The 19,952-nt window shown below is 39.6% G+C and carries 20 protein-coding genes and 1 pseudogene; 14 read left to right on the top strand and 7 right to left on the bottom strand.

Annotation, left to right across the window (positions count from 1 at the left end):
* Positions 1-188 (top strand): annotated as a pseudogene (locus PVV64_RS04335) (elongation factor 4); the annotation flags it as partial.
* Between the two features lie 86 nt (positions 189-274).
* Here PVV64_RS04335 and dapD read toward each other — a convergent pair.
* On the bottom strand, positions 275-1,123 hold the full coding sequence (dapD, locus tag PVV64_RS04330) for a 2,3,4,5-tetrahydropyridine-2,6-dicarboxylate N-succinyltransferase (protein ID WP_273759770.1): 849 nt from the start codon (positions 1,121-1,123) through the stop codon (positions 275-277).
* 111 nt (positions 1,124-1,234) lie between these two features.
* On the opposite strand from dapD, the gene PVV64_RS04325 reads away from it, so the two are divergent.
* Positions 1,235-2,098 carry an LOG family protein gene (locus tag PVV64_RS04325; protein ID WP_273759769.1) on the top strand — a complete coding sequence of 288 codons (864 nt, stop codon included), beginning with the start codon at positions 1,235-1,237 and terminating at the stop codon, positions 2,096-2,098.
* Between the two features lie 32 nt (positions 2,099-2,130).
* Here the strand turns inward: PVV64_RS04325 and truA are convergent, their stop codons facing one another.
* The 3 genes from truA to def form a co-directional block, all read right to left on the bottom strand.
* On the bottom strand, positions 2,131-2,874 hold the full coding sequence (truA, locus tag PVV64_RS04320) for a tRNA pseudouridine(38-40) synthase TruA (RefSeq protein WP_273759768.1): 744 nt from the start codon (positions 2,872-2,874) through the stop codon (positions 2,131-2,133).
* Between the two features lie 190 nt (positions 2,875-3,064).
* Positions 3,065-3,994, bottom strand: coding sequence for a methionyl-tRNA formyltransferase (gene fmt / locus PVV64_RS04310; RefSeq protein ID WP_273759767.1), 930 nt, complete (start codon positions 3,992-3,994; stop codon positions 3,065-3,067).
* Complete coding sequence (gene def, locus PVV64_RS04305) at positions 3,994-4,524, bottom strand: peptide deformylase (RefSeq protein WP_273759796.1); 531 nt, start codon at positions 4,522-4,524, stop codon at positions 3,994-3,996. Before def ends, fmt begins: the two co-directional genes overlap by 1 nt.
* Before the next feature lie 90 nt (positions 4,525-4,614).
* Here def and PVV64_RS04300 point away from each other — a divergent pair, with 90 nt between their 5' ends.
* Positions 4,615-5,799, top strand: a complete 1,185-nt coding sequence (locus PVV64_RS04300) for a DNA recombination protein RmuC (protein ID WP_273759766.1) — start codon at positions 4,615-4,617, stop codon at positions 5,797-5,799.
* A 105-nt stretch (positions 5,800-5,904) separates the two neighbouring features.
* Entirely contained in the window at positions 5,905-6,492 is a 588-nt protein-coding gene (locus PVV64_RS04295; RefSeq protein ID WP_273759765.1) for a hypothetical protein, read from the top strand.
* An 871-nt stretch (positions 6,493-7,363) separates the two neighbouring features.
* On the opposite strand, the gene PVV64_RS04290 is transcribed toward PVV64_RS04295, so the two are convergent.
* Entirely contained in the window at positions 7,364-7,615 is a 252-nt protein-coding gene (locus tag PVV64_RS04290) for a DUF1150 domain-containing protein (protein WP_273720247.1), read from the bottom strand.
* A gap of 33 nt (positions 7,616-7,648) precedes the next feature.
* On the bottom strand, positions 7,649-8,074 hold the full coding sequence (locus tag PVV64_RS04285) for an Hsp20 family protein (RefSeq protein WP_273759764.1): 426 nt from the start codon (positions 8,072-8,074) through the stop codon (positions 7,649-7,651).
* A 119-nt stretch (positions 8,075-8,193) separates the two neighbouring features.
* Here PVV64_RS04285 and nth point away from each other — a divergent pair, with 119 nt between their 5' ends.
* From nth to PVV64_RS04235, 10 genes are all read left to right on the top strand, one after another.
* Positions 8,194-8,934: an endonuclease III gene (nth, locus tag PVV64_RS04280; protein WP_273759763.1), complete on the top strand. Its 741-nt coding sequence runs from the start codon at positions 8,194-8,196 to the stop codon at positions 8,932-8,934.
* Positions 8,935-9,120: 186 nt separating this feature from the next.
* Positions 9,121-9,324: a 50S ribosomal protein L35 gene (rpmI, locus tag PVV64_RS04275; protein ID WP_273759762.1), complete on the top strand. Its 204-nt coding sequence runs from the start codon at positions 9,121-9,123 to the stop codon at positions 9,322-9,324.
* A 33-nt stretch (positions 9,325-9,357) separates the two neighbouring features.
* Entirely contained in the window at positions 9,358-9,759 is a 402-nt protein-coding gene (rplT, locus tag PVV64_RS04270) for a 50S ribosomal protein L20 (protein ID WP_273720240.1), read from the top strand.
* 97 nt (positions 9,760-9,856) lie between these two features.
* Entirely contained in the window at positions 9,857-10,942 is a 1,086-nt protein-coding gene (gene pheS, locus PVV64_RS04265) for a phenylalanine--tRNA ligase subunit alpha (RefSeq protein WP_273759761.1), read from the top strand.
* 32 nt (positions 10,943-10,974) lie between these two features.
* The gene (gene pheT / locus PVV64_RS04260) at positions 10,975-13,389 is read left to right on the top strand and encodes a phenylalanine--tRNA ligase subunit beta (protein WP_273759760.1); all 2,415 of its coding nucleotides are present in this window, start codon (positions 10,975-10,977) and stop codon (positions 13,387-13,389) included.
* Between the two features lie 295 nt (positions 13,390-13,684).
* A complete protein-coding gene (locus PVV64_RS04255; protein WP_273759758.1) occupies positions 13,685-14,593 on the top strand; it encodes a metal ABC transporter substrate-binding protein in 909 nt (302 codons plus the stop codon).
* Positions 14,590-15,420 (top strand): manganese/iron ABC transporter ATP-binding protein, encoded by an 831-nt coding sequence (locus PVV64_RS04250; protein ID WP_273759756.1) that lies wholly within the window; start codon positions 14,590-14,592, stop codon positions 15,418-15,420. Before PVV64_RS04255 ends, PVV64_RS04250 begins: the two co-directional genes overlap by 4 nt.
* A complete protein-coding gene (locus PVV64_RS04245) occupies positions 15,417-16,283 on the top strand; it encodes a metal ABC transporter permease (RefSeq protein WP_273759755.1) in 867 nt (288 codons plus the stop codon). The genes PVV64_RS04250 and PVV64_RS04245 overlap by 4 nt, the downstream gene beginning before the upstream one ends.
* Positions 16,280-17,185 (top strand): metal ABC transporter permease, encoded by a 906-nt coding sequence (locus tag PVV64_RS04240; RefSeq protein ID WP_273759753.1) that lies wholly within the window; start codon positions 16,280-16,282, stop codon positions 17,183-17,185. Before PVV64_RS04245 ends, PVV64_RS04240 begins: the two co-directional genes overlap by 4 nt.
* Positions 17,186-17,559: 374 nt before the next feature.
* On the top strand, positions 17,560-17,946 hold the full coding sequence (locus PVV64_RS04235) for a YbaN family protein (protein WP_273759752.1): 387 nt from the start codon (positions 17,560-17,562) through the stop codon (positions 17,944-17,946).
* Positions 17,947-18,622: 676 nt separating this feature from the next.
* Here the strand turns inward: PVV64_RS04235 and pncB are convergent.
* Positions 18,623-19,927: a nicotinate phosphoribosyltransferase gene (gene pncB, locus PVV64_RS04230; RefSeq protein WP_273759751.1), complete on the bottom strand. Its 1,305-nt coding sequence runs from the start codon at positions 19,925-19,927 to the stop codon at positions 18,623-18,625.
* Positions 19,928-19,952: the final 25 nt, after the last annotated feature.

The raw sequence follows: 19,952 nt of genomic DNA, 5'->3' as shown, positions 1-19,952 counted from the left end.
AAATCATTGCGCGCGAAACAATTCGTGCTTTACGCAAAGATGTAACAGCGAAATGTTATGGAGGCGATGTTACGCGTAAGCGCAAGTTGTTAGAAAAGCAAAAAGAAGGCAAAAAGCGCATGCGCCAATTTGGAAAAGTAGAAATTCCACAATCAGCTTTTATTCAGGCGCTCAAAATGAATAAATAACGAAATAAGGGAGTATTCTCCCTTATTGACTGCTTTGATTTTGTTGATTGGCTACAGTTCTTTACGGAGTTCTTAAAGAGTACACTTTAGTCACGTAAAAGGTCATTAATGGATGTTTTCTCTCGTGTTTTTTGATCAACACGTTTCACTATAACAGCACAATAAAGGCTTGGACCTGCTTCACCATTTGGCAGTGGTTTAGCGGGGAGAGAACCTGGAACAACAACAGAATAGGGAGGAACTTCGCCCACAAAAATTTCGCCTGTTGTCCGGTCAATAATTTTTGTGGATTTCCCAATAAAGACTCCCATCCCTAAAACAGAACCTTCACGGATAATGCAACCTTCAACAACTTCAGATCTGGCACCGATAAAACAATGATCTTCAATAATCGTTGGGTTTGCTTGCAGTGGTTCTAAAACGCCGCCGATTCCAACACCACCAGAAAGATGAACATGTTTGCCAATTTGTGCGCAAGATCCAACGGTAGTCCATGTGTCAACCATTGTGCCTTCATCAACAAAAGCCCCTAGATTGACAAAGGATGGCATGAGTATGACGTTTGGTGCAATATAGGCAGAATGGCGTACAATTGCTCCAGGAACGGAGCGGAAACCTGCTTTTTGAAAGTCAACTTCTTGCCAACCAGAAAATTTCGAAGGGACTTTATCCCACCAATAGGATTCATGAACACCGCCAGAAAAGATGCGCATAGGATTAAGGCGAAAAGACAAAAGAACAGCTTTTTTCAACCATTGATGAACATGCCATTGTCCATCTTTTTGGCGTTGTGCAACACGCATTTCTCCTTTATCAAGGAGATCTAGTGCATGTTCGACACTCTCACGAATTTCCCCCTTTGTGGTGGTATTGATAGAATTGCGGTCGTCAAATGCTTTTTCAATAATCATTTCCAGTTGCGTGAGATGAGCCATGGCCAGAGTTCCGTTAAACAAGTTGAAAGTTTCAATATTTATGACTCTATGGACTACGCGAAGAAATCTGTGCAGTCAATAAAACGATGTGGAAGGAAATAGGATAGAGGCATGAAAAAAGGCTATAAAGAAAAACGAAGAGAAGAACAAAACCATTGGACACCACTGCTTCATGCGAAGGATGCCTTACAACAAATAAAAAAAGTTTCTGATTCAGCACAAATGCATTCGCCTACTTATCGTTTGGCTTATATCGATCAAGAATTTATGATGCGTCCAGAACTACGCTCACAACGTATTGGTCTTGAGTTTTTAAAGCCAGAAATAACGCTTCAAGAATGTGATATCCAATCAACAGTTGTTTTATTTGGTGGTGCGCGTATTCCTGAATCTGGGCAAGCAGCGTGGGCAGCAAAAAATGACACGCAAAAGAAAAATTTGCGTGCTATGTCACATTATTATGATGAGGCAAGGGAGTTTGCGCGTTTGTGCTCACGCTATTCTGCTACCACTCAATATCGTGAATTTGTAGTTGTCACGGGGGGAGGACCAGGGATAATGGAAGCAGGAAATCGTGGTGCAGTTGATGTTGGTGCACCAACGGTTGGTTTGAATGTTGTTTTACCCCATGAACAGGCGCCTAATTCTTACATAACTCCACATTTATGTTTTAATTTTCATTATTTAGGAATGCGTAAAATGCATTTTCTCATGCGGGCAAAGGCATTAGCGATTTTTCCTGGAGGGTTTGGGACTCTAGATGAGCTGTTTGAGACATTAACTTTAATACAGACAGGACGGATGAAACAGGTTCCAATTTTATTGTTTGGCAAAGAATTTTGGCACAATGTGATCAATTTTAGCTATTTATCAGAACAAGGCACAATTTCTCCCTCCGATGTTGATTTGGTAAAATTTGTTAATACCGCGGCAGAAGCTTTTGAAGAAATTCGTTGCTTTTATAAGCTTCCGTAATTGCTTTTGAAGAATTAATTTTAATGGGACAGTTAATATTCCACTTTAGTCAAATAAAGCCCTGAAGGCGGTGCAACAACACCACACCGTGTGCGATCTTTAGCATGAAGAGCTGCTTCAAGATCTTGTGCTCTCCAGCGCCCAACACCAACTTCCATCAGGCTTCCTGCAAAGGAACGGATTTGATGATGCAGAAAAGAGCGTGCTTGTGCATAGAGGAAGATTTCTTCCCCCTCTCTTTTCACATCAAGGCGTTCAAGGGTGCGAATAGGGCTTTTAGCTTGGCAATGTGCTGAACGAAAGGTGGTAAAATCATGTTTGCCTACAAGTTTTTGGGCAGCTTCATGCATGATTTCCGCATTAAGGGGTTTTGGTACCCACCATACGCGTTTAGCGTTTAGGGCTGGTGGAGAGCGGCGATTGAGAATTTTAAAAAGATAATGACGTTTGGTTGCAGAAAATCGTGCATCAAAATCATCAGAGACATTTTCGACATTTAAGATTGAAATATTTTCCCCCCGTTTTTGCAAATGCGCATTCAGAGCATCGCGTACAGTGTGCGTCTGCCAGTTTTTTTCAAAATCAACATGTGCAACTTGCCCCATAGCGTGTACACCAGCATCTGTTCGACCCGCTGTTGTAATGGTCAATTGTTGTCCGCAAAAGAGAAAAATGGCTTGTTCAAGAGCTCCTTGTATGGTGTGCAGATCTGCTTGACGTTGCCAACCAGCATAATTTGAACCATCATATTCGAGGGTGAGTTTAAAACGTGGCATAATGTGCAATTTTCTCCATAGCGTATACACCATTATCCGTTCGACTTGCTATTGTGTTGGTCAATTGTTGTCCACAAAAGAGAAAAATGGCTTGTTCAAGAGCTCTTTGTATGGTGTGCAGATCGCTTGACGCTGCCAGCTAACATAATTTGAGCCATCATATTCAAGGGTGAGTTTAAAACGTGGCATATCAACAAACAGCAGAAATATGAGCGCCTCGCAAAAATGTTGCGCCCTCAAGGACTTTACCGCCAGATCTTTGCAAATCGGTTATTTCAAGGCGCTCTTGTCCACAATGGATAATTAAAGAATCTGGCTCTATTCGACCGATTTCAAGAGAAGGGTCTGTTATTATGCGGCTTCCAAGAATTTTTACACGTTCTTCTCGTCCACTGATATTCATGTTACACCAGCACCCAGGAGAGGGAGAGAGGGCACGAATATATCTGTGAATATGTTCTGCGGGCATTGTCCAATCAATGCGGGTTTCTTCCTTGTCAATTTTAGCGGCATAGGTGATGCCTTCTTCTGATTGTGGTGTAAGTTGAAGTTGTCCTTTTTCCAGAGCTGATAGAGCTTCTACCATAAGTTCTGCGCCGATATGTGAAAGCTTGTTTGCGAGTTTATCGGTCGTCATGTTATCAGTGAGAGGGATGGAGCGCGAAAGAGCAATAGGCCCTGTATCAAGTCCTTCATCCATTTTCATAATCATCATTCCCGTTTCCTTATCACCAGCCATAATGGCACGCTGAAGAGGTGCAGCACCACGCCAACGTGGCAAGAGTGAAGCGTGGGCATTAAAACAACCAAAACGCGGTATTTCAAGAATGGTTTTAGGTAAGAGAAGCCCATAGGCAACAACAACAGCAACATCAACAGCAAGTTCTGCAAATTGCGCCTGCTGTTCGGTTGTTTTGAGTGTTTGAGGAGTGAATACGGGAATAGATTTTTCTTCTGCTGCAATTTGTACAGGAGACGGGATCAGTTTAAGACCACGACGCCCCGCTGGGCGAGGAGGTTGACTGTAAACAGCGACAACATCATGACCTGCCTCTAACAAAGCCTGTAAAATAGGAACAGCAAAATGCGGCGTTCCCATAAAACTTAATCGTAATGCCATTACAATACTGCATCCTGTGTATTGTTTTCTTTTGCGCGTTTTTTAAATTTTCGTATCACCATATCACGTCTGATTTTTGAAATGTGATCAATAAAGAGGCGACCATTTAAATGATCAATTTCATGCTGTAAACAAGTTGCTAAGAGATTATCCGCTTCCATTTCTGTTTGTTTTCCTTCACGATTCTGATAGCGAACACGAAGGCGTTTAGGGCGTTCAACCTTTGCAAAATATTCCGGAATAGAAAGACATCCCTCTTTGTGAACATTACGTTCTTCTGAAAGCCACAAGATTTCTGGATTGATAATAACCTGCGGATTTTTCTGTTCATCATTTTGCGAAACATCTATGACCAACATGCGCAGTGGTATACCAATCTGAATAGCAGCAAGACCAACGCCTTGAGCATGATACATCGTTTCCAGCATATCATCAGCAAGCGTTTGGAGAGCTTCATCAAAATGCTCAACAGGTTTCGATACTTCCCGTAAAATCGGATCAGGTAAAATAACTAAAGATCTCATTGGCATGGGGCACAGATTAATCAATCCATTGTTGTGGGTCAATATTGAATAACGGATTTTCGCACTTTTTACGATAAGCACGTTATATTGTACCTTATGCTTGATTCGTTTTTTTCTTTTATGCTCTCTGATGAGTCTTTTACAAGACTGAGTGCTCTGCTTTTATTGCTGCTTGTATGTTTGGCATTTTTTATATTGATTTATTCTCACCGAAAAAAGGCATTTTTGGAAAGCGAAGCTGCTAAGTGTGCCCGTGAAGCACAAATACAGATGGCCACATTGCTCAAAACACAAGCTGAAATGCAAGGACGAATGCAAACAATGGCAGAAATTTTTGGTCAAAGGCAGGCTGAATTGAATAAGTCACTCAGTGAGCAACTCAATGGCATGACAGTTAATTTAGGTCAAACCCTTCAGGTACAGACCAAATCAACTTATGAAAATTTAAATCGTTTGCAAGAACGTTTAGCGGTTATTGATGCAGCGCAAAATAATATTCAGTCACTTACGGGGCAAGTCGTTCAACTACAAGCCATTTTAAGCAATAAGCAAACGCGTGGTACTTTTGGTCAAGGACGGATGGAAGCAATTATTGCCGATGCTCTACCAGTCAATGCTTATGTTTTTCAAGCAGTTCTCTCCAATGGAAAGCGACCAGATTGTCTTATTCATATGCCGAATAAATCACCCTCCTTGGTTGTTGATGCTAAATTTCCTCTAGAGGCTTGGAATGCCATGCGTAAAGCAGCATCTGCACAAGAACGTCAAGAGGCAGAACGCCAATTTCGTACCGATATGGAAGTTCATATTCGTGATATTGCCCAAAAATATCTCATCCCTGGAGAAACACATGATACGGCTTTTCTCTTTGTTCCATCGGAATCGATTTTTGCCACAATCTATGAGGATTTTGAGCCATTGGTACAAAAAGCCAATAAAGCACATGTGATCATTGTATCTCCCTCTTTGTTGATGTTATCCGTTCAGGTTGTACAAACCATTATGAAAGATGCGCGGATGCGTGAACAAGCGCATTTAATTCAGTCGGAAGTAGCAAAATTGATGGAAGATTTTGGAAGAATGGATACCCGTGTTCGCGCATTACAGAAGCATTTTTACAAAGCGGGTGAAGATATAGAGGGAATTTTAATATCATCCTCCAAAATTATGAAACGTGCTAACCGCATTGAAAATTTTCAATTAAAAGATAATCATGCTGAACCAACGGACATGACAACATCTGTTCAATCACAAACATTACGTTTGGTTGATGAGGAATAAAACCAGCTTTTCAGTAATCACAACTATTGTTATGCTCTTTTATGGATTGGTAATCATTTTTTAGTATTCATCTTTCATGATTTCCTCATGAAAGAAAGAGAAAATATGCGACACCTTTTGTTTTTAGGGGCATTGGTGTTTCTGCTGGAAGGGTGTGCAACAACTTCCCCGATCCATACAAATAATGCTTGTGCTATTTTAGCACAAAAAGATGGTTTTTTTGATAATTGGGGAAAGGCTTCCAAAAGAGCAGAAATGCGTTATGGAATTCCGATGCCTATTATTCTTGCAACCATTAAGTTGGAATCAAACTTCCGCCACAATGCACGTCCACCACGCACAAAATTGCTTGGTTTTATTCCATGGAAGCGTCGGTCGACAGCTTATGGTTACTCTCAAGCGCTTGACAGTACATGGGCAATGTATCTTCGCTCTACGGGGAGGTCTTTAGCATGGCGTACAAATTTTGCCGATGCCGCTGATTTTGTGGCTTGGTATCATCGCCAAAGTGTGGAGCGCAATGGTGTGAGATTTGATGATGCCTATAGCCTTTATTTAAATTATCATATGGGGCATGGTGCTTATGCGCGTAGCCGAGGATATGCAAATGGTGCACTTATACAGGCAGCGCAGCGTATGGCAAGAATGTCTAAACAATATGAGCAGCAATTAAAAACATGTGGGCGGCGCTAGGGAGGATTATAAAAATATCAACAAGAATTGAGATGGTTTTGCAATTGGTTTCAGTATAGAACTTCTCATCAGTAAAACGATCAGGTTTGGTTTTAGAGGGATATCTCCTCATGATTTCAAATCAATTTCACGAGAGTGCTCGTGGAGAGTGAAAGAATAAAATCCATTGGGCACCACAATTTTTACGCTTATGCAGGGGCCATTGGTCACTATCATTCTCTTTACAGCCCCCATGTTGCGACAGCTTTTACATCAAGACAATTCATAAGAGGCATTTTACGCCTTTTTAAAATGGTTCTTATCCATTTGCTGATCTTGCGTGTAACATGCCAGAAAATACTTTGATTGATTCAACATAGGAGAGATTTAAAATGAAAGAATCTTATGGTATTCAGATCTCTCATTCGATATGCAAACAATGAATTATGATTATCAATCAAATGCATTTTTTAAATTTACATGCATTAATTTCTCCCTATGACCAAGCAATTCTTCAGTGTGTTTGAGAACATAAGAGGGAGAATTTTTATAAAAATCTTTATTAAAAAGAAAATGCAAATAATAAAAGATAAAAAGCCAATGTAAAAGATTGCTAACAGAATATAATAAACAGCATGAATCAGAAAAGCTCTCATCTTTTATAAAAGTCAAACAACAGAGTATAAAAGAAAGAACGGGCGCCATTTAAATTGATAGTCTAAAAAGATATCAGGAAATTAAGCGCAGCTAAACTTCTTTATCAAAACAGTTACGCCATTCCTGAAACTCAAATGATTTTCTTCCAGCTTTTCTATAAAAAGACTTATCGCTCCTCGCTCTTAAGAAAGAGCGACAAAGCTTATAAAAATCTTAAATTATTTTTCTAAACAGTTTAGTGTAGAGTTACAATTTGTAGCTCATGTTCATTGGCTCCGGCAAGAGCAATAGAGCGCTCATCAGACAAAATAATTGGATAACCTGTTTCACCAAAAAGAGCCCATATTGTAATACCTGGAGTCATTGGTGGAAGATCTGGAAAATTTTTAGCGAGGTCATCAGTACAAACTTTTTTTAAATAAGCAATTTGCCCTACTTCAGAGTAGGACATATTCTGCAACGAAAAGCTTTGTTTATGTTCTCCCATTTCTCTATTCCTTTATGCTTTGGCTTTTATGATTTAAGCACTGCTCACTTTAATCGGAATTTGTTTTATTTGTTTTTTTGCTTTTGGTTGATGTAGATTAATTGATAAAAGACCATTTTTCAACTCCGCATTTGTAACCTCCATTCCCTCGGCGAGAACAAAGGTCCGTTGAAATTGGCGCGCTGCTATACCATGATACAAATATTGATGATTTTGATTGTCTGTTTGTTTACCATGAATGATCAGTTGATTATCATCGAGCAAGATATTGAGATTATTGACTTTAAATCCAGCAACAGCCAGAGTTATCCGTATATAGTTTGTGTCATCGTTTTTGTGTAAACGCTCAATATTATAAGCTGGATAAGTCTCATCAGCTTTGCTAATACGTCGCAATGTTTTTTCTACCGTTTCAAATCCTAAAAGAAAGGGATTGGAGAAAGGCGTCACATGTGTCATTGTGAATGTCCTCTTCAAAGCGGCTTTTCTTGACCAAGCTCTATAAAAAGTGTTTTCTACATGTTTCTCATATGGCAAGTATGAATGATAACTTCAAGAGAGAAGATTGAGAGAGTTCAATGGCTCAAAGGACGAAAAAAGTGTCGAAGACGCAAAAATCCTCTGGAACATTGTACAGGGAAGATGAAATTGAAGAAATATTTCGGCGTTTTTCTGTCCAACGTCCGGCTCCTCAGAGTGATCTTATCTATACAGATGTTTTTACGCTCTTAATTTCTGTTGTTCTTTCGGCTCAAGCGACAGATATGAGTGTTAACAAAGCAACAAAAGAATTATTTCGTCTCGCTGATCGTCCGGAAAAAATGATTGCTTTAGGAGAAGAAGAAATTGCACGCCATATTCGCACCATTGGTCTTTGGCGTGCAAAAGCGCGTAATGTTTATACACTTTGTCGCTTTTTAATTGATCACTATGGCGGTCAAGTTCCTGATACACGTGAAGCACTTATGTCCCTTCCTGGAGTGGGGCGTAAAACAGCGAATGTTGTTTTAAATATCGCTTTTGGTCAGCCTACATTGGCGGTAGATACACATATTTTACGCCTTAGCAACCGTCTTGGTTTGGCGCCTGGTAAAACACCAGAGATTGTTGAAGAAAAGTTGCTCAAGATTATACCGGTTCATTATCTGCATCATGCGCATCATTGGCTTATTTTACATGGGCGTTATGTTTGCCAAGCGCGCAAAGCACAATGTATGCGATGCATTATTGCTGATCTCTGTAAAGCAGCAATAAAAACGAATGCAATTCCAGCACCTTTGGTTGAAGTTCAAGGCAATGGAGCTCCCGTTTTTTTTTGATACACTCTTGCTATTTTGTGTAGACTAGCTTATGAAATGCCGTTGGAACTGTCCGGCAGGGCATGCCGTGGCTGTTTAAATGCTTGTTCAAGCGTTGGTCCGCTTGAATAAAGAAGTTCACTTTAATGAATTATGTGAAATAAAATGAAATTATATAAATGAATAAATATTGTATGGAGTAGCAAAATGCCCAAGATGAAGACCAAATCATCCGCTAAGAAGCGGTTTAAAATCACTGCGTCAGGCAAAGTTAAAGTAGCAGCTGCAGGTAAACGCCATGGCATGATTAAACGTTCGAATAAGTTCATTCGCGATGCACGTGGCACAATGGTTTTGAGTGAACCAGATGCTAAAAAAGTGATTCAGTATTATTTGCCAAATGGTTTTTAAACCTTACGCTTTTGATTTTTAGGAGAGTATTACATGGCACGTGTAAAAAGAGGTGTAACAGCGCACGCTAAACACAAAAAAGTTTTGAAACAGGCGGAAGGTTTTTATGGTCGTCGTAAAAATACCATTCGTGCAGCTAAGGCAGCAGTTGATCGTTCAAAGCAGTACGCTTATCGTGATCGTAAAAATAGGAAACGTAATTTCCGTGCTTTATGGATTCAGAGAATTAATGCGGCGGTTCGTGCAGAAGGTCTAACTTATGGGCGCTTTATTGATGGTTTGTCAAAAGCGGGTATTGAGGTTGATCGTAAAGTTCTTTCAGATATAGCAATTCATGAAAAGGCAGCATTTTCTGCTTTGGTTGCTTCTGCAAAGAAGGCTTTAGAATATTTGAAAAACACAACGCCTAATGCTTTTGAAGGCGCTGTCAAATAAGCCAGTCGTGTTCTCTTAAAGCATACATTTATTTGGGATCCCGTACTGGTTATTTCTGGTGCGGGGTTTTTTCTATTCAAAAACAATAGGCAAAAATATGAGCGATATTGAGCGTCTGGAACAAGAAATTTGTTTAGCTTTAGAGGGGGCTTGCGATGAACAAGCGCTAGAAGCAGTGCGTATTGCGGCGTTAGGCAAAAAAGGCAGTATTTCTGAAAGACTAAAAGCACTAGGGAAGATGGATGCTGAAGAGCGCCAAAAAGTTGGTCCAGCTCTTAATGGGTCGAAAAATCGCATTTTAGAATTATGGACACAAAGACGTGATCTTTTAAGACGTCAAGCAATGGATGCACGCCTGTCTCGTGAAAAGGTGGATATCACTTTGCCCGTGCGTTCTTCGCCTATGGAACGGGGGCGTATTCATCCGATCTCACAGGTCATTGAGGAAATTATCGCTATTTATACGAAAATGGGTTTTTCTCTTGCAGAGGGTCCAGATATTGAAACAGACTATTATAATTTTACGGCATTGAATTTTCCGGAAGGTCATCCAGCGCGTGAAATGCATGATACTTTCTTTTTTGATGTTGATAAAACAGGAGAGCGGAAATTATTACGCACCCATACATCCCCTGTCCAAATTCGTACCATGGAAAAGCAGAAGGCTCCGATACGTATTATTATTCCTGGGAAAACCTATCGTATGGATTCAGATGCAACGCATTCTCCTATGTTTCATCAGGTAGAGGGTCTTGTTATTGATAAAACCTCGACCATTGCCCATATGATGGGGCTTCATGAGACTTTTTGTAAAATTTTTTTTGAAGTTCCCTCTGTAAAGATGCGTTTTCGCCCCTCTTTTTTTCCTTTTACCGAACCGTCTATGGAAGTTGATATTCAATGTGATCGCTCTGGTTCAGAAGTAAAATTTGGGGAAGGGCAGGATTGGTTAGAAATCTTAGGATGCGGAATGGTGCATCCCCATGTCTTAAAAAATGTTGGTTTAGACCCTGATGAATATCAAGGTTTTGCTTGGGGCATGGGCATTGACCGCATTGCCATGTTAAAATACGGTATGCCTGATTTACGGGCGTTTTTTGATGCGGATCTGCGTTGGTTAGATCATTATGGTTTTCGCTGTTTTGATATGCCAGCTTTTTTTCCTAGTTTGAGAAATGTGTGATCTTATCAGAAGCTTTAATGTGAGGTTTTAAAATGAAATTTACATTGTCGTGGATAAAAGATCACTTAGAAACAGATGCATCTTTGGATGAAATTTGTGAGAAGCTAACGGCTATAGGTCTTGAGGTTGATCATGTTGATGACCGTTCTTCTTTAAAAGCGTTTGTCATTGCGAAAGTTTTAACGGCAGTAAAACATCCTGATGCAGATAAACTTCAGATTTTATCGGTAGATACAGGGTCTGCTACACCTCTACAAGTTATCTGTGGGGCACCAAATGTACGTGCTGGACTTGTGGGTGTTCTTGCTTTACCAGGCACTTATGTACCAGGACTTGATGTGACATTATCGGTGGGTAAAATTCGCGGTGTTGAAAGTTTTGGGATGATGTGTTCGGGGGCCGAGCTTGAATTATCAGGGGAACAGAACGGGATTATTGAGCTGCCAGAAGATGCACCGATTGGGGAATCTTTTGCGGTTTACGCCGGTTTAGATGATCCAATTATTGATATTGGTTTGACACCCAATCGTTCTGATTGCACAGGTGTTCGCGGTATTGCCCGTGATCTTGCTGCTGCTGGAATTGGAAAATTAAAAGAATTATCTTTGCCACAATTCGACGTGAGCTTTGAGACATTGCTTGATGTTTCTTTAGATTTTTCGCAAAGCGCGCCATTATGTTTAGGTTTTGCTTGGCGTGAAGTGTGTGATGTTCAAAATGGTGCATCGCCGCAATGGATGCAAAAACGTTTAAATGCCATAGGTTTAAGACCGATTAATGCGCTGGTGGATATGACCAATTACATCAGTTTTGATCTTGGTCGTCCGCTTCATGTTTTTGATGCCGACAAGATTAAAGGCAATTTGCATGTACGTTGTGCGCGTGAAGGTGAACAGCTTCAAGCGCTTAATGGAAAAATTTATCATTTGAGTGTTAAAGATTGTGTCATTGCCGATGAAGAGGGGGTTGTTTCCATTGCTGGGATCATGGGTGGTGAGCGAACAAGTTGTGATGAGACGACGCGGCGCGTTATTATTGAGTCAGCGCTTTGGGATGCACAGAGTATTGCACGGACTGGTCGCACAATAGGTCTTATCAGTGATGCCCGTTATCGGTTTGAACGGGGTGTTGATCCAGCTTTTATGGAAACAGGGCTTGAAATTGCCACAGAACTTACCTTACGCTTTTGTGGTGGTGAAGTATCTGAGAAGAGGATTGTTGGTTATCAAAAACCAGAAGTCAAACAGATTGCTTTTCCTTTTTCTGAAATTAAACGTTTAACAAATTTGTCAATAGAGCGTGAACAAGCTGTAACCATTTTAACAAAACTTGGCTTTTGTGTTGAAGGAAAAGGAGATGTGGTTACGGTTAAAGTGCCCACATGGCGCCCTGATATTACTGGTAAAGCTGATTTAGTGGAAGAGGTAATGAGGATTTATGGGCTAGATAAAATTAAGCCTATTCCATTGGAAAATTTTATAGAAAGCGAAGGTCCGATTTTAACAGTTTCGCAACTTCGTGCACGTGTTGCACGTTTGGTTTTAGCGCATCGTGGTATGAAGGAGGCCGTGACTTGGTCTTTTATTTCTGAAAAACAAGCATTGGCTTTTGGAGGTGGTCAGGCACAGCTTAAATTAATAAATCCTATTTCTGCTGATATGTCCATTATGCGTCCTTCTCTTTTGCCTGGTTTGTTGGTGGCGGCACAGCGCAATGCTGATCGAGGCTTCTCAGATCTTGCTTTGTTTGAAGTTTCCAATATCTATGAGGGTGATACTCCAGATACGCAACAACGTGTTGCCGGTGGTATACGTCGTGGAACAGAACGATTTGAAGGGGCAGGACGCTTTTGGCATGGGAATGCAAAAGCCATTGATGTTTTTGATGCAAAAGCTGATGCATTGGCTGTTTTAGAAGCATGTGGTATAGAGAGTGGCAAGCTACAAATTGAAGTTGGAGCACCGGATTGGTATCATCCTGGTCGTTCAGGGGTCATAAAACTTGGATCAAAGATTATCCTTGGTTTTTTTGGTGTTTTTCATCCTGCTACATTGGAAAAACTAGATGTTAGTGGTCCTGTTTGTGGTTTTGAAATTTTTCTTGATCAAATTCCAGAGTCAAAGAAAAAAATGACAAAAAGTCGTTCTCCGTTGAAATTATCGCCTTTCCAAATGGTGCGGCGTGATTTTGCTTTTGTCGTCGATAAAACGGTTGCTTCTTCTCTTATCGTGCGTGCGGCGAGTGGAGCGGACAAAAAGCTTATTCATTCTGTACAGGTTTTTGATATTTTTGAAGATTCAAGCCTTGGTGAAGATAAAAAATCTGTTGCCATTGAAGTAACTCTTCAACCCATGGAACGGACTCTAACAGATGAAGATCTAGAAGGTCTTGCCTTGAAAGTAGTGGAAAATGTCACGAAGATGACAGGCGCATATTTGCGCTGTTGAGTATTCTTATCTTCTCTTGGTTCTTGGACCCTTTATAAAAAGGGAGCATTTTTGAATGCTCCCTTTTTGCATTCAAGAGTTATAGAGTTTCTTGAAAGGTGATTTTCTTATTAAAGCAGGCTCACTTGAAGTCATTAAGTTTTTCAAGATGAAAAAGACGATTTTTAAACATCTTGAAAAGTTATGATTTCTGATAATCTTTCATTGCAAATATAAAATATAACTGTTATTGCTAAATGATAATGCAAATTATTCGCAATAAGGAGAGAGGGCATATGAAGGAAAGAGAGAAGCAATGAAGGTAAGGACGTTTTTCACGATAGTTTTTGGGAGTCTTGTTTTTTTTGCTCCCAATTTTGCCTTATGTGCAGGTAAATTTAAAGCTGTTACGACATTCACTATCATTGCTGATATGGCGCGCAATGTAGCGGGTGATGCTGCTGATGTTGAATCGATCACGAAACCAGGTGCTGAAATTCATGAATATCAACCCACTCCTCGCGATCTTATGCGCGCACAAGGAGCCAATCTTGTTTTGTGGAATGGATTAGATTTGGAGCTTTGGTTTGAAAAGTTTTTTCAAAATATCAAGGATGTTCCAAGTGTGGTTGTTTCCAAAGGTGTTGTACCCATTAAAATTGGTGAAGGTCCCTTTAGCGGCAAGCCCAATCCTCATGCTTGGATGTCACCCACTTCTGCTTTGATCTACGTTGATAATATTCGCGATGCTTTTGTAAAGTATGATCCTGAGCATGCTGCTATTTATAAAGAAAATGCTGAAATTTATAAGCAGAAGATTCGCGCAACGATTGACCCAATCAGGACTGCATTAGAAGCAGTACCGCAAGATAAGCGTTGGCTTGTCACCAGTGAGGGTGCATTTAGCTATTTAGCGCGTGATTTTGATCTAAAAGAACTTTATTTATGGCCCATTAATGCGGATCAGCAAGGAACACCACAGCAGGTTAAGCATGTTATTGATATGGTTCGTAAATACAATATCCATGCCGTTTTTTCTGAAAGCACTATTTCTCCAGCGCCTGCTAAGCAAGTTGCCAGAGAAACAGGGGCTAAATACGGTGGTGTGCTTTATGTTGACTCTCTGAGTGAGAAAAATGGTGAAGTACCAACCTATATTGATTTATTACGCGTCACAAGTGGGCGTATTAGCAGTGCCTTATTAGAGGGAGTAAAAAGCCAATGACGGGATCTGGAATATTTGCCCAAGGGGTAACAGTAACTTATCGTAATGGACATACGGCTTTACGTGAAGTGAATTTTGAAAGTCCAACAGGTTCTATTACGGCATTGGTTGGCGTGAATGGATCAGGGAAGTCAACGTTATTTAAAGCTATTATGGGGTTTGTCCGCCCCTCAAAAGGGAAAATTCGCATGCTTGGTTTGCCTGTTGATACAGCTTTGAAAAAAAACCTTATTGCTTATGTTCCCCAAAGTGAAGATGTTGATTGGAATTTTCCTGTTCTCGTTGAAGATGTTGTCTTGATGGGGCGGTATGGTCATATGAATTTCTTTCGTTATGCACGCTCACGAGATTATGAAGCAGTTCGTGTTGCCTTAGAACGGGTTGATATGTTGGCATTTGCCAAGCGCCAAATTGGCGAACTTTCTGGTGGGCAAAAGAAGCGTGTTTTTCTAGCACGCGCTCTTGCCCAGCAGGCAAAAGCAATTTTATTAGATGAGCCATTTACAGGGGTTGATGTCACAACAGAAGATAAAATCATTGCTTTATTACAGGATCTTCGTAAAGAGGGGGCAGTGATATTAGTTTCTACGCATAATTTAGGTTCTATTCGTGAGTTTTGTGACCATACAGTTTTAATCAAGGGAACAGTTTTGGCTTCTGGGTTAACTGAAACCGTCTTTACAAAGGAAAATCTGGAAAAAACTTTTGGTGGTGCTTTGCATCATCATATTTTTGATCTTCAAGCTGTGAACAAAAATGATGGTTTCACGGGGGCAAACCGCTCTGCTCTTCATGAGAATATTCAAAGAATGGAGCACGTTGCATGATTTCTTGGTTGCTTGAGCCACTGAGCTATCAGTACATGGTTAATGCGATGTGGGTTTCTGGATTAGTTGGGTGTGTTTGTGCCTTTCTTTCTGCGTTTTTGATGTTAAAAGGTTGGTCGCTTATTGGTGATGCGCTTTCCCATTCGATTGTTCCTGGTGTAGCAGGGGCTTACCTTTTAGGTTTACCTTTTGCGCTTGGAGCTTTTTTTTCTGGTGGGCTTGCAGCAGCAGCGATGCTGTTTTTTAATCAACGGACAAAACTCAAAGAAGATACGATTATTGGTCTTATTTTTTCTTCTTTTTTTGCTTTTGGGTTGTTTCTTAAATCATTAAAGCCAATGGCTGTGAATATTGATACAATTGTTTTAGGAAATATTTTAGCAGTGAGTTCATCAGATATTATCCAATTGGCTTTTATTGGTTTTTTCTCTTTACTTATATTGCTGTTAAAATGGAAAGATCTTCTTGTTTCTTTATTTGACGAGACACATGCGCGTGCCATTGGACTGAATGTAAAGTTTTTAAAGATTCTCTTTTTCACCTTGCTTGCTGCTTGTACTGTTGCTGCTATGCAAACAGTTGGAGCATTTTTGGTCATTTGCCTTGTGGTGACGCCTGGGGCAACGGCTTATCTTTTAAGTGATCGCTTTGTAAATGTTTTGATCATTGCAGTTATAATCGGGACCGTCACAAGTGTATTAGGTGTTTATGTGAGTTACTTTTTAAATGCGCAAACAGGTGGTGTTGTTGTGCTTTTTCAAGCATTTTTATTTATGTTAGCTTTTGTTTTTGCTCCTAAACACGGGTTTATTGCTGCACGTTTGCGTATAAATGCGGCCAAAAAAGGTGTGATATTGTCATGATTGATCAATTACTACTTCCTTTTCAATTTTCTTTTATGTTGAAAGGCATGCTTATTGTCATGATCCTTTCTATTCCTATGGCGATGCTTTCTTGTTTTCTGATTTTGAAAGGATGGGCACTGTTAGGCGACGCCATTTCTCATGCTGTTTTTCCTGGTGTTGTTGTGGGTTATATGACGACGCCGTGGGTGATAGCATTTTTGACTTCTTTACCGTTTGCTTGGCTTCAGCATATGCGTTCAGAAAATATTACCATGACTTTGATTACTTGCGGAGCTTTTGTCGCAGGTATGATTTGTGCGCTTGCAACAGGTTTTTTAGGAAGCAATAGTCGGATCAAACAGGATACGGTGATGGGCGTTGTTTTCTCATCGATGTTTGGTTTAGGGCTTGTTTTGGCCACATCTATTTATAGCAGTTTAGATTTGAATCATATTCTATTTGGTAATTTGTTGGGTGTTAACTGGCTTGATATTACACAGACGGCAATTATTTCTGCTGTTGTTACCTTTATTTTAGGAGCAAAATGGCGCGATTTTATGCTGTATATTTTTGATTCCGTTCAAGGTCGTGCTATGGGATTGCGAATATCATTACTTCACTATACTCTCTTAACAATGATTTCTCTCACAATTGTTGCAGCTTTGAAAGCTGTGGGTATTGTTCTGGTTATTTCTTTACTTATAGCACCAGGAGCAATCGCTTATCTTATTACGAAGCGATTTTCTTTTATGTTGGTGATTGCTATACTTGTTGCAGCTTTTTCTGGTTTTTTAGGAATTTATCTCAGTTTGTTTATTGGTTCTGATTCCGCTTCTACGATCGTATTGATTTTGACATTGATTTTTATTGCGATTTTCATGTCAGTTTTTTTTCGTCGCGCTACGGTTCAGGAAATTTGAGATTTCTAAAGTTCATGCATATCAGCCATGCATTTTTGTGTATTGTCTCTCATGTTTGTTTTAACTAGAAAGCACCTCGCTAGATTATTTTCCTCCTAACATCTGGCAAATGAATGCAGTATGTATTCTCCTCCCAACACTGCATTCGTAACTAAGAGGCTGCATTGATTTATTCTGCAGCCTTTTTATTTTTTCTTTTTCTAAAAATTTATTCATATTTCTTGAAAATTTAAAAATGATCATCATATTGCGTAAGCTGTTTTTGCTTTAAAAGAAGTTATCGAAGAAAATACACTTGCGTATAAAGTCGTATAAATGATTGTGCTCTAGAGCATGCAAAAGCAGGAAAATATGGAGAGAAATAGTACGAGAGGATGAAAAAAGATTTTAAAATATCTCACCCCTTGCGTATTTGCTATTATGTAGCAGGTTGGGCAATGATTATATTGGCAATTATCGGTATAGTATTACCTATTATGCCAACTGTGCCGTTTTTATTAATTGCTTCATGGTGTTTTGCTCGTTCATCGCCACGTTTTCATCGTTGGCTGAATAATCATCGCGTTTTTGGCCCACCCATTAAGCAATGGGAGGAAAAGAGAGCTATTTCCACATTTGTTAAAATTTTGGCATTGGTGAGTATAGCAGGTGGTTTTTTATCTTTTTTAGTGATAACGCATCCTGCTTTGTGGCTTGCTTTATTGGTTGCTGCACTTTTACTGTTTATTGTTCTTTATATCTTAACGCGTCCATCTTCGTAGTGATAGAAAGTAAAGGAGTTATAAACCGAGCAGTTTTTTGATTTTCGCAGATTTGTGAGAGTTATGTGATAGTTTTTTAACTCCAAAATTTGAGGGAGATGCTTACATAACAAAGATATCTATAAGAGAATGCTTTTAGGATAATTTATGATAAGATAACATGTGGGTGAAATAATTTTATAAAAAAAAGATTATCTGCAAATACCTTATAACTCAATATGCGTAAAATACATTGATAAGAAATGAGAGCAGCTTTCAGAGGGGGTATTTTTGCAAGTAAATGATGACTAAAATCTACCTTGGCCCTATCCATCAGTGATGTACTTTATCCTCTTTTAGTTTTCAATATTTTCTATGAATAGTATGAATAATGAGAGCTCTTTTAAACGTCATCATTTTTTTATTTATAAAGTAACAGACCAGCGATTATCTGAAGCCTGTTCTCATGTTATAAGTATTTTTGCCTTACAGAGAGTTGAGAGAAAGTAATCAAGTCTCTTTTCAAAAAGTTTTTATGCATAGATTCATTCTTTTTATGACAAACAAGTAACAGATTTTTTTTATATAATGGAAAACACTTGAAATAAGAAATTGTTTTACGTTGTATTCTCATTCCAAATAGGGAATGGTAAATGATCACGGTATCAATATATTCATTTTTTAAATTAGCAAGCAGCTAAGTTTTTATAGATCTCGCAATACGTTTTTCATTGCCAAAAAAATTGAGGTAACGCTGTACTTCTTGTGGATCACCAATGGTTTTTTCAGGATTATCTGAAAGTTTTACGGCTGGTCGACCATTAGCATGGGTGACTTTACAAACAAGGGACAGGGCATCAAAAGTTGCAATTTCTTGGGGGGAACATCCTGCAAAATCATTCGTCAAGTCTGTTCCCCAGCCAAAACTCATGCGTACTCTTCCATGGAAGTGGTGATAGGTTTTTTCGATTGTATCGACGTCAAGTGCATCAGAAAAAATCAATAATTTTTCCTGTGGATCTTTTCCCTTTTCCTTCCACCATTGAAGAATGCGTTCACCTCCCTCGATGGGAGGAGCACTGTCAGGCCTAAACCCTGTCCAGTCAGAGACCCAATCTGGTGCATTGCGCAAAAATGCTTCTGTGCCAAAGGTATCGGGCAAAACAATGAGGAGATTTCCACCGTAATAGCGATTCCAATCTTGCAAGACTTTATAGGGTGCTCTGTGTAGATCATCATCATTTTCTGCAAGAGCAGCAATAACCATGGGCAATTCATGGGCATTGGTTCCAAGAGCTTCTAAATCTGTATCCATGGCTAAAAGAACATTAGAAGTTCCGGTAAAAGAATTGCCAATACCTTCTTTTAATGCTTCAACACACCAGCGTTGCCATAAAAAGGAATGACGACGCCTTGTACCAAAATCAGATATTTTAATATCAGGTAATTTTTTAAGGCGTTCAACTTTACTCCACATTTTTGCTTTAGCGCGTGCATAAAGCACATCGAGAGCAAAACGATCGAGGTTTTTCATAGCGGCACGTGAACGTAATTCACTGATAATAGCAAGAGCGGGGATTTCCCACATGGAACTATGAGCCCACGGACCATGAAAATGAAGGATATATTGACCATCTTTGCGGGTAAGTTCATATTCTGGGAGTTGAAAGTTCTCAAGCCAATGAAGAAAATCTGGTTCGAAAATTTGTTTACGCCCATAAAATGTATTACCAGCAAGCCAAATCATTTCTTTTTTTGTAAAGCGCAAGCTCAAGGCGTGATCAAGTTGAGCACGCAGTTCACTTTCATCAATATCATCGGCAAGACGTATTGTTTTGCTGCGGTTTATAAGGGAGAAAGTAACATTGACATGAGGATAAAGCCCCCAGATCATCTGTACCATAAGAAGTTTATAAAAATCCGTATCGAGCAATGAACGAATAATAGGATCAAGTTTCCAAGTGTGATTGTATACACGCCTCGCAATATCTGGATGATTCATAACCCTCGTTCTTTCAGTCTTACAG

Source organism: Bartonella sp. ML70XJBT.G (assembly GCF_028618575.1).
Taxonomy (GTDB): domain Bacteria; phylum Pseudomonadota; class Alphaproteobacteria; order Rhizobiales; family Rhizobiaceae; genus Bartonella.
Note: the sequence above shows the minus strand (reverse complement) of the source record. Positions and strands in the feature narration are given on the sequence as shown.

What these genes read in the sequence shown, in the direction of transcription:
- PVV64_RS04255 (WP_273759758.1), top strand. Translation starts at nt 13,685, where the DNA reads ATGAAGGTAAGGACGTTTTTCACGATAGTTTTTGGGAGTCTTGTTTTT.
- nth (WP_273759763.1), top strand. Translation starts at nt 8,194, where the DNA reads ATGGCTCAAAGGACGAAAAAAGTGTCGAAGACGCAAAAATCCTCTGGA.
- PVV64_RS04240 (WP_273759753.1), top strand. Translation starts at nt 16,280, where the DNA reads ATGATTGATCAATTACTACTTCCTTTTCAATTTTCTTTTATGTTGAAA.
- rpmI (WP_273759762.1), top strand. Translation starts at nt 9,121, where the DNA reads ATGCCCAAGATGAAGACCAAATCATCCGCTAAGAAGCGGTTTAAAATC.
- PVV64_RS04325 (WP_273759769.1), top strand. Translation starts at nt 1,235, where the DNA reads ATGAAAAAAGGCTATAAAGAAAAACGAAGAGAAGAACAAAACCATTGG.
- truA (WP_273759768.1), bottom strand. Translation starts at nt 2,874, where the DNA reads ATGCCACGTTTTAAACTCACCCTCGAATATGATGGTTCAAATTATGCT.
- PVV64_RS04245 (WP_273759755.1), top strand. Translation starts at nt 15,417, where the DNA reads ATGATTTCTTGGTTGCTTGAGCCACTGAGCTATCAGTACATGGTTAAT.
- pheS (WP_273759761.1), top strand. Translation starts at nt 9,857, where the DNA reads ATGAGCGATATTGAGCGTCTGGAACAAGAAATTTGTTTAGCTTTAGAG.
- rplT (WP_273720240.1), top strand. Translation starts at nt 9,358, where the DNA reads ATGGCACGTGTAAAAAGAGGTGTAACAGCGCACGCTAAACACAAAAAA.
- dapD (WP_273759770.1), bottom strand. Translation starts at nt 1,123, where the DNA reads ATGGCTCATCTCACGCAACTGGAAATGATTATTGAAAAAGCATTTGAC.
- PVV64_RS04290 (WP_273720247.1), bottom strand. Translation starts at nt 7,615, where the DNA reads ATGGGAGAACATAAACAAAGCTTTTCGTTGCAGAATATGTCCTACTCT.
- PVV64_RS04250 (WP_273759756.1), top strand. Translation starts at nt 14,590, where the DNA reads ATGACGGGATCTGGAATATTTGCCCAAGGGGTAACAGTAACTTATCGT.
- fmt (WP_273759767.1), bottom strand. Translation starts at nt 3,994, where the DNA reads ATGGCATTACGATTAAGTTTTATGGGAACGCCGCATTTTGCTGTTCCT.
- pheT (WP_273759760.1), top strand. Translation starts at nt 10,975, where the DNA reads ATGAAATTTACATTGTCGTGGATAAAAGATCACTTAGAAACAGATGCA.
- PVV64_RS04235 (WP_273759752.1), top strand. Translation starts at nt 17,560, where the DNA reads ATGAAAAAAGATTTTAAAATATCTCACCCCTTGCGTATTTGCTATTAT.
- def (WP_273759796.1), bottom strand. Translation starts at nt 4,524, where the DNA reads ATGCCAATGAGATCTTTAGTTATTTTACCTGATCCGATTTTACGGGAA.
- PVV64_RS04300 (WP_273759766.1), top strand. Translation starts at nt 4,615, where the DNA reads ATGCTTGATTCGTTTTTTTCTTTTATGCTCTCTGATGAGTCTTTTACA.
- PVV64_RS04295 (WP_273759765.1), top strand. Translation starts at nt 5,905, where the DNA reads ATGCGACACCTTTTGTTTTTAGGGGCATTGGTGTTTCTGCTGGAAGGG.
- PVV64_RS04285 (WP_273759764.1), bottom strand. Translation starts at nt 8,074, where the DNA reads ATGACACATGTGACGCCTTTCTCCAATCCCTTTCTTTTAGGATTTGAA.
- pncB (WP_273759751.1), bottom strand. Translation starts at nt 19,927, where the DNA reads ATGAATCATCCAGATATTGCGAGGCGTGTATACAATCACACTTGGAAA.